This window comes from Paenibacillus sp. F024, from assembly GCF_057814255.1.
Genome location: NZ_JBVASZ010000066.1, coordinates 1 through 8,690, shown reverse-complemented (window position 1 = coordinate 8,690; position 8,690 = coordinate 1). Strand labels below are relative to the sequence as shown.

The 8,690-nt window shown below is 39.7% G+C and carries 6 protein-coding genes and 2 pseudogenes; 7 read left to right on the top strand and 1 reads right to left on the bottom strand.

Annotated features, from left to right (window positions below):
- Positions 1–905 precede the first annotated feature (905 nt).
- On the top strand, positions 906–3,458 hold the full coding sequence (locus ACZYR9_RS26785; protein WP_372814066.1) for a Spaf_1101 family AAA-like ATPase: 2,553 nt from the start codon (positions 906–908) through the stop codon (positions 3,456–3,458).
- Between the two features lie 128 nt (positions 3,459–3,586).
- Positions 3,587–3,913 (top strand): transposase, encoded by a 327-nt coding sequence (locus tag ACZYR9_RS26780; protein ID WP_488981421.1) that lies wholly within the window; start codon positions 3,587–3,589, stop codon positions 3,911–3,913.
- 214 nt (positions 3,914–4,127) lie between these two features.
- Here the strand turns inward: ACZYR9_RS26780 and ACZYR9_RS26775 are convergent.
- Positions 4,128–5,232: pseudogene (locus ACZYR9_RS26775) on the bottom strand (IS3 family transposase); the annotation flags it as partial.
- Between the two features lie 131 nt (positions 5,233–5,363).
- Here ACZYR9_RS26775 and ACZYR9_RS26770 point away from each other — a divergent pair.
- From ACZYR9_RS26770 to ACZYR9_RS26750, 5 genes and pseudogenes are all read left to right on the top strand, one after another.
- A complete protein-coding gene (locus ACZYR9_RS26770; protein WP_141336767.1) occupies positions 5,364–5,705 on the top strand; it encodes an integrase core domain-containing protein in 342 nt (113 codons plus the stop codon).
- Positions 5,706–6,298: 593 nt separating this feature from the next.
- A complete protein-coding gene (locus ACZYR9_RS26765; RefSeq protein WP_141336766.1) occupies positions 6,299–6,565 on the top strand; it encodes a DUF1883 domain-containing protein in 267 nt (88 codons plus the stop codon).
- Positions 6,566–6,967: 402 nt separating this feature from the next.
- Positions 6,968–7,996: a CHAT domain-containing protein gene (locus ACZYR9_RS26760; RefSeq protein ID WP_141336765.1), complete on the top strand. Its 1,029-nt coding sequence runs from the start codon at positions 6,968–6,970 to the stop codon at positions 7,994–7,996.
- A gap of 117 nt (positions 7,997–8,113) precedes the next feature.
- Positions 8,114–8,239, top strand: coding sequence for a hypothetical protein (locus ACZYR9_RS26755; protein ID WP_258313561.1), 126 nt, complete (start codon positions 8,114–8,116; stop codon positions 8,237–8,239).
- Positions 8,240–8,351: 112 nt separating this feature from the next.
- A pseudogene (locus tag ACZYR9_RS26750) lies at positions 8,352–8,564 on the top strand (transposase); the annotation flags it as partial.
- Positions 8,565–8,690 lie beyond the last annotated feature (126 nt).

The following is an 8,690-nucleotide window of genomic DNA, read 5'->3' as shown; positions in this document are numbered from 1 at the left end:
CCAGGTCTTCATCGTTTGCCCGCTTTCCTGATAGGCCGCAATGCGCTTCGTCCATATTTCCTGCAACGTCTCTTCCATCATAAGTCCATCCTCTCCAGGTATGATGGATTCATTGTGACAGGCTTTGTTTCCTATGAACAGGTGTGCTGGGTTTGACGCTTACAGACATTGAGTAATTTGGATAGCGGTAATCTCCCATAAGGGTACAAGACAAAGTGTTGGCCGCTTTAGAAAAAGCTTTAGACAAAAATATTTTTAAAAATAATCCCACCCACATTGGGTGGGAAAATCAGATTTAAGTTTTAGGTCTGTAAAAAATCATGTAACCTTAACCGGGAAAAATGCATACTTTTTATTATAGACAACCCTATGGAGCTACAAAATGCGTCTTGTTCATTCAACACATTTACGTGAATATTATCGTCGTGTAGTTGGAGGCTCTATTTCATGCTTATACGAGAACATACGTTTATTACATCCTAAGGGGAAGTATTAACCTGGTATAATTTGAGGTGCCTAATCTTTTATACTATGAAGGCTTCCCGCGGCAGCTGTTTTTTTGCTACTCCACTCCACGAACAAAGTAGGTTACTTATCCGCCTATTTCAAGTTAGGTTTGAAATTCCAACTTTCAAGATGGCAATTAGACAATTTTTCTGGAAACCCCTAAAAACCCTAAGATCGCCTGATTGTCGATAATGTTTAATCAATATCGTTTTTGCCTTCGCATCTTCATACCCAAGTATTTCAAGTTCCCTTAAGATATCCCTAATATCATCTCTGATAGTCTCCTCTTTTGATTAACTGACTGGCTCCAAAGCTAATTCCCACTTTATTCATCACACTTTTATATGATAACATCTATATAAAGACAAAATTCGTCAGTATTCAAAGAGGTGATCTCGTTGTTTGATATTCTTTTGATGAAATATAAGCAAATTAATAGAGAAAGAAAAAAATTTGGAGATCTATTGAAGTGTGAATTTCATATACATACACCAGCATCTTATGATTATAAATTAGTACCAGGGAAAGAATATAAAAACCTGACAAGTATTGATGTGGTTCATATAGCTAATCAATTAGGATATTTTGATGAAGAACAGACGAGCCATTTTGTACAAGAAATATCGGCCGGTTATTATGATACTGACGAATACAAAGTGTTATTAAAAAATACACCTTATCAATCGATTAAAGAATATATCACCTATAAGCTGATTGCACATAAACTGTATTTATCAGGTGTAGAGATTGCGGTTATCTCAGATCACAATACGATTAATGGATATTTCAAATTGAAACACTCACTTGAAGAGTATTTTAAGGAACGTATAAAAGGTAAAGATGAAAATAGGAAAATCATAAATTTGTTACTTGGTATTGAGATTTCTTGTTCTGAACAGTTACATTTAGTCGGTATATTTGACGAAAAATATTTATCAAAAGTACAAAAGTTAGTGGACAATAATATAATTTCTGAAGAAAAAGGCACCTATGAAACAAGTCTTTCTATGATGGGTAAAATCCATGAAATCGGTGGAATAGGGTATATTGCACATATTAACTCTGCTGAGATAAATACTTCAGGATTGTATAAACATACGCTTTTTAACTTGCCTTATATGAATGTTATTGGAGTTACTAATAAACGGTGTATAAACAGAGAATTAGAACGTTTAAAATCATTTGACATAGTGGATCCAGAAGAAAAATATTGTTTTATTTTTGAAGGTGATGCTCATACAATCAATCAACTAGGATTAAATAACACTTGGATTAAAATGAGTGATGTGAGTTTTAATTCTTTGAGAAAGGCCTTTCTGAATCATAAGTTTTGTGTATTCATCGATAAACCATCTATCACAAATAAATTTATCAAAGGAATCTTAATTGAACCTGGTTCGGATGGATATCTTCGTGGTAAAAATGACAGTTCATTTTTAGCGGATTTTTCAAGCGATTTGAATTGCATAATAGGAGGTAGGGGTACCGGGAAAAGCACTCTTCTTAGTATCTTGGAAATTATTTTTACATTAGAAACTGACTCTGATAAAAAGCTGCGCTTTATTTGTAAAAATAAGATGATCTATGTTCTCTTTGTATATGATGATAAAGAATATATGCTTCGATTTATTCCGCAAGTTGAAGAGGCTGCCCGTTATTCAAGCGGGAGACAGTTTTATTCATCTAAGGCATTTGTTCAGTATTATCCGAATCAGGGTTTAATTAAGTTAGAACATCATTGGGTAAATCTTTACGAAGTAATTAATCAGACGGATGTGATTTCATTTAATGAAATCAGTCAAGAAGAAAAGTTGTTAATAATGAGTGGTTTTTACAGAAAGAGCTATTCTATAAATAATATTATTAACCAAATAAACTCTGATGATATTGGAACATTCATTCGAGAGGTTGTCTTTAATGGATTGCCATTCCCTGAGAAAGATCGGGTTTTAAAATCGATTGCTAGTATTAATAGAATGCACCTCAAAAAGTTTCTTGCCACTGAACTACCTAGTTTAAAATCCAGTATGTTAACGAGGGAATCTTTTATTGATGAAAAGATAGGCTTGTTCAATACTAACTATAGTAATCAGCTTCAAATTATCTATTCCCCAAAAGAGAAAAATCACGCGTATTACCTTGATGATTTAACAGCTCATTTTATAAGTAACTCTTATCTTCCTAAAATAAATATTACTTGGGGTGATATTGAACGTTTTATTCAAACTCAAGTGGAACAAGTGGGGCTTATAGATTTTTTAATCTTAATAATGAGTGACCAATTCAGGAAACTAGAACAAGTTGTTTCTATTTTAAAATTTTCCTCAAGTGAAGAAAGAAATTTTGATGACGTCGATGAGGAAATAAGGCAACTGACATCGAGTGATATTCCGTTTGTTTATAAACGTATTAAGGACAAGCTTGTCGAGAACAAATTAAATCTAGAACTTTGCTTAGGTAAATACTTTGAAATTATTGATGATTTTACACTCCAATTCAACGTTAATTCGAGAGAATCAGTAAACTCAATTGGAGTAAATATGAAGGACATCAGCTTATTATCCCTAGGTCAGAAAGTGGTCGCAATTCTAACTTTTCTTTTTGAATATGGTAAATTTACTGCCGATAACACACCTTTAATCATTGACCAACCAGAGGATAATCTTGATAACCAGTATATTTATAAAAATCTTGTTAACAGCTTACGACAAATAAAAAACAACAGACAAATAATTGTTGTTACACACAGTTCGACAATAGTAACCAATGCGGATGCAGAACAGGTAATAGTGTTAGAATCCAATAATGCACATGGATGGATTGAAAAAAGTGGTTATCCTAGTAATAAGACTATAATGAAACATATTATCAATTACTTAGAAGGTGGAGAACCTTCATTTAAACACAAAATGAATATGTACAAAACAATTATTCATAAATTGGATGCCTAAAAAGACAAGGATCGTTGAATATTACAACGATCCTTGTCTTTTATATAGCTCTAAAGCCCCGAAATTACCTTTGAGTCTTTTCTCTTAATCCACTAGAATGTGAATGAAGTAAAGTGGAGGGATGAAAGATGCAGAGAAAAAGTTACAGCATAGAATTTAAACAGCAGCTCATCCAAGAGGCGCTTGAAGTGGGAAATGCCAGTCAGGTCGCAAGACGCCATGGAATTGACGGTAAAATGTTATCCCGTTGGATTCGTCAGTCGAAGCAAACAGGATGGAAAAAGACAGCCCCGGAAGCCAGGAAAATAACGGCCTATACTCCAACGCCAAAAGAATTCCAAGAATTAGAGCATGAGAACGACAAGTTGAAGAAATTGCTGGGTGAAAAGGATCTGGAGCTTGCGATCCTGCGTGACCTTGTAAAAAAGGTGAACCCCGCCTATCGGACAAAATAGAGATCGCCGACATATGGATTGCGCGGGGATTTAAAGCTGCAGTGGTGCTGCGAATCGTCGGCGTCAGTGAAGCGACGTATTATTATCGTAAGAAGCATTTTAAGCAGGAACGAGTGTATAACGGCGGACTGTAATGCCCCCCGTTGTCAAGACACAATTTCGGAAAAAATAAGTTATGTCCTCCTTCGATTGTAGTGGGGGGGCGGACGCGATCCGGCTTGGCATAACCCAACGACTGGTGCGGACGCTGGGTATGGTAAAAGCGTAGATAGGCCGTAATGGCTTTACGAAGCGCCCGAGGGTCTTCGTACTCGTTCAAATAGATCTCCTCGTATTTGAGCGAACGAAAGAAGCGTTCCGTACGGCTGTTGTCTCGCGCTCGGCCCTTACCATCCATAGACACTTTTACCTGGTGCTTCACCAATAAATCCAAGTAATCCGGATTCGTAAAATGACTGCCCTGATCGCTGTTTATGATCTCGGGCTGACAGCGCCCCAGCGCCCGTTTCAGGCACGTCAGGACGAAAGCCTTCTCCAATGTGCTGGAGAGCTCGTAATCGATGATTTTGCGGCTGTACCAGTCGATAATCGCAAAGAGATACATAAAGCCTTTGCCCATCCGCAAATACGTAATATCAATTCCCCAGACCTGGTTCGGACGATCAATGGCCAAGCCGCGCAGAAGGTAGGGCCGAATATACTGGGCATGATATCGTTTGCTTAAGTTCGGTCCCGGATAGATCACTTCAATTCCCATCAGGCGCATCAGCCGCTGGATGCGTTTGCGGTTCACGGCCCATCCCTGTTCCCGCAATTTGCTTGTCATCCGCCGATAGCCGAAATACGGATGCTTCGTGTACAACTTGTCGATCTCATGCATCAGTTGTACGTTCTCCGGCGCTTCCTGCCGCACATCCCGCCGCCGATACACGTTCGTACGATGGATCCCCAGCAACTCTGCTTGGCGCTTGATGCTGATCTCCCGGTTATCCCGTTCCACCATGGCTTGCCGATCTCTTGTCGATGTCTTAGAGACCAGATTTTTTTTTGAGCCAATTGACTTCTAGCGTCAGTTGGCCGACCAGTTTCTCCAGTTGCTCTTGCTTGTCCTCATAGTTCCTTTTGATCTTCTCGGCTTCCTTTGTTTCCCGGCCGAACACCATGGAGGCTCGCTCCAGAAACTCTGCCTTCCACCGGCTCAACATGACTGGGCTGAGTTCGTACTTCCCTGCGATCTCATTCACCGTCTGCTCTTCTCTCAGCACTTCCAGGACGACCTTCGTCTTAAACTCTGCGGTATATCGGTTTCGTTTCTCCATGGCTTCAGTATAACTTATTTATCGCCTCCCTGTGTCTCACCCTATGGGTTCATTGTAGACGTCCATTCCCAGGGTTTTCCTTTAACCAACAACAACGCCCTATCAGTGACGAGCAAATCAAAGAATGGCTAATGGAGCTTATTGCTGGGGAAGAGTCAACGTACGGTTATCGAAAATTAACCGTATGCCTCAAACGGCAGTATGGATTGATCATTAACATGGAACATGAACGGATTCCGCCGAAAACACCGAATAAAAATGCTCACATTGAGGCTTTTCACGCCATCTTGGAACAAGACTGTCTCTCCAGGCATGAGTTTGAGAGTTACCAAGATGCTTACCATGTCGTTTCCAATTACCTCTTGTTTTACAATCAGCGACGAATACATGGCAGTTTATATGATCTATCCCCAGAGGAATTTTTTCAAGCTGTTCTTCAACAAACCGTAAAGCCGCTCGTGATTAAGGTGTAGCTGAAGTATAAAGCCCTTTACATGGAGGGGTGGGCATGGTAGGTTGCTAGCCTCGCGATGCTTGCTTCCCTACATCGCCCTATCGCGAGAAATCATGCCCGCAGAGGCTCCGTGTCAAGGGCGGCTACGACGTAAAATCAATAAAAAACTACGCATTCGCTAGAATAAGGGTATAAGACTCTAAATTTACGGGGTTAAACCGGTAAGCTAGGAGGCTTATAGGAGAGTACGTGTCAATATTTTTTTGTGTACTCTCCCTTTTCCGAGTCTAGTAAGTGAGCCGCGGCTTAATTTGGAACCTCCGGCAGGCATGTTGTCCTTGCGAATGGGTGAATAGCTAAAGACTATTCGCACCGGCATCCAGCCTATCATGCCCCCCCTCCAAGTAAAGCCGCTTTTAGCGTCCATGAATGCGTTCTGGATAATATACCGTGAGTTGCAGCCAAATCTGTCCCTAGTGAGAGTGTATACAACCGTATACCGATAGAATTCCGAAGAGATTTTTCGAGAATAATGAAACAAATATTGACAATTTATACTGAATTAAGAGATTCTATTGTTAGATAGATTACTTATTGAAGGGCGGATGGAAAATGAATTTTACACATTATGATTTAGGAACACTTAATGGCGGAGCGACTGTTGAAGTAACGCTTTCCGGGAATGCTGCAAATGTTCTCCTACTTGATAGCTCTAATTTTAATAATTATCGTAATGGTAGGCAGTATAAATACTATGGCGGTCATTTTACAAGATCACCAGTCAGAATTAATGTCCCTCACACAGGTCATTGGCATGTGGCAGTCGATTTAGGTGGTTATAGAGGATCTGTGAAATCGTCTGTTCGTATTCTGAATTAATCCAAAAGAAAAATAGTTGTTTAATTTCAGTACAAAATAGGAGATCTGAAAAAGCTGGAACATTCAAAGGGTACCGCAGTCAGTTGAAAGCTGACTGCGGTACCCCTTTCGTAATTCAATTTGGCTGAATGCGCTTTAAAGGATGAATGTGATAAACTATCGGATTACTAACCCCAGACTAATGGGATCAGTGATAATTAAAGCTGTAAGGAATTATTAAAGTTAGTTGATGGATATTCCAAATTAGGTCAGTATTAACGATATAATGGAGGAGGCTCTACCAAGCTCATAGCAACGTTTGTGAAATACTTTATAGGCAGCTAACATAAGGGAGAAGATCATCATAAAGCTATTAGGTTTTGATATCTTTGTAGATTAAGGGAAGGGGATGATTAATAAAATATGGCAACTATAGATACATACAGAAGTAATATTATGCGAAAAAAGAAAGACGTAGCAAAACTCCTATCGGATAGAGCTAATGAAGCGAAGAAAATATCAAGCCATACAAAGAAAATACTATCAGCAAAACAGGCTATTTCTCGAACAAAATCATTGTCAACTTTAAAGTCTAAATCTGGAGAGATAGATCGTGCAGAAAAAGCTTTAGCTAGTATAGAGAAGAGGTTAGCGGAAATAGACGGCAAAATTGCCAAAAAGAATAAAGAGATTGCTGATGAGGAACGTAAGTTGATACAAGCAGAGGAACGTGAAGGAAAGATAAGGTTGCAGGAGGCGGAAAGACAAATGAAAAGGGTGGATGATACACTTGGGCAGCATAGTGAATTGCATTTGCAAACACAGCAAACATTATTGCAATTACAAAGCATACCTGAAAAAATATCGGTTCTCTTTATGGCATCCAATCCTATTAATGTGCCACCGTTGAGATTGGATGAAGAAGCGAGAGAGATTGGAGAGATGATAAGAAAATCGGAACATAGGGATTCGGTTTCTTTTGTTACAAAGTGGGCGGTTAGACCGCAAGATGTATTGCAAGCAATTAATGAGGAGAACCCTACAATAATACATTTCAGTGGTCATGGCTCAGATGAAGACGAAATAGTTTTCCAAAATCCTCAGGGTAAGGCAAAATTGGTTTCAAAAGAAGCAATTGTTCAGACGATGATGAGTTCTTCAGATACAATCAGGCTAGTATTTTTCAATACATGTTTTTCTTATGGACAAGCACAGGCAGTGATAGAGCATGTTGATGCAGCGATTGGTATGAATACTTCAATAGGGGATGAGGCAGCAAGGGTCTTTGCTGCACAATTCTATTCGTCCATTGGGTTTGGTCGATCACTCAAAACAGCGTTTGAACAAGCAAGGGCAGCTCTTATGTTGGAAGATATTCCAGAGGAAAATACGCCAGAGCTTTATGTTAAAGAAGGACTAGATGCAAGTGAAATCATTATCGTTCGACCATAAAATTATTAATTGGTTCAGAATGACAACAAAAATCGCAATATAGAATTCTCATTCTGAGTTTATACTATCTTTCTTTATGTAACTATTAAAAATACTTGCCAAAGGAAGAGGAGGGGGATGTCACGGGCAACGAAAAAGGATCTGCTCATCGCTGACGGGATGCTGCTTATGATCCAAGGAAAAGCCGGGAATTGGTCTTCCGCCGATATACAGTCGCTCTTGCTTGGTTATAGTCTCAAGTAGTGGTGTAAATTTAAAGGCTCCATATTGACAAAGGAAGCCACGATGTGATTTCTACTAAAGTGACGCCAATCAACTTTAGAAGGAGGAATCCATCGTGACTTCTATCAACAGAATGTCACTTTTGGAGCTGTTGCGCAAGAGTGGAATGGATCAAGATGTAGACTTTTTGAAAGAAGGATTGCAGCTATTGGCGCAAGCCCTGGTGGAGGCGGAAGTCACCCAGCAGATTGGGGCGGATCGCTACGAACGCAGCGGGGAACGAACGACTCAGCGCAACGGGTTTCGGACTCGTGAATGGGACACCCGCGTCGGTACCTTAGATCTGCAGGCTGTCCACGTATTTCTGGCACATCACATACGCCAAAATGGACGGCGAGGCCAGACTGCCCGGATACACCGGTTTGGGCATCGGCGCGGTGATGATTGGCGTCTGCAGTTCGTTACGTTCACA

What these genes read in the sequence shown, in the direction of transcription:
- ACZYR9_RS26780 (WP_488981421.1), top strand. Translation starts at nt 3,587, where the DNA reads ATGCAGAGAAAAAGTTACAGCATAGAATTTAAACAGCAGCTCATCCAA.
- ACZYR9_RS26760 (WP_141336765.1), top strand. Translation starts at nt 6,968, where the DNA reads ATGGCAACTATAGATACATACAGAAGTAATATTATGCGAAAAAAGAAA.
- ACZYR9_RS26765 (WP_141336766.1), top strand. Translation starts at nt 6,299, where the DNA reads ATGAATTTTACACATTATGATTTAGGAACACTTAATGGCGGAGCGACT.
- ACZYR9_RS26770 (WP_141336767.1), top strand. Translation starts at nt 5,364, where the DNA reads ATGGAGCTTATTGCTGGGGAAGAGTCAACGTACGGTTATCGAAAATTA.
- ACZYR9_RS26755 (WP_258313561.1), top strand. Translation starts at nt 8,114, where the DNA reads ATGTCACGGGCAACGAAAAAGGATCTGCTCATCGCTGACGGGATGCTG.